The organism is Methylobacterium sp. J-088 (genome assembly GCF_022829295.1).
Classification (GTDB): Bacteria; Pseudomonadota; Alphaproteobacteria; order Rhizobiales; family Beijerinckiaceae; genus Methylobacterium.
This window is the reverse complement of sequence record NZ_JAKSYH010000030.1, coordinates 1-250: the sequence shown is the minus strand read 5'-3', so window position 1 is coordinate 250 and position 250 is coordinate 1. Positions and strand designations below refer to the sequence as shown.

The window sequence follows — 250 nt, the reverse complement described above, 5'->3', positions numbered from 1 at the left end:
GTTGTCGCGCATGAACTGCCATAGGTTCTCGACCGGGTTGAGTTCGGGGGGCGGGCCGGCAGGGGCGGCAGGGTGATGTTGGCGGGCGCGACGAGTTTCCTGGTGGTGTGCCACCCGGCCTGATCGAGCAGCAGCACGGCGTGCGCACCGGGGGCGACGGCCTGGGCGATCTCTTCGAGACGAAAGGCCATCGCCGCGGTGATGCAGCGGGGCATGACGAGGCCGTCCCCTTTGCCGAGGGCGGGGCAGA

Annotated in this window: 1 pseudogene; it reads right to left on the bottom strand. The window is 70.0% G+C overall.

What is annotated here, in order from left to right:
- A pseudogene (locus tag MKK63_RS02160) lies at window positions 1–250 on the bottom strand (transposase); the annotation flags it as partial.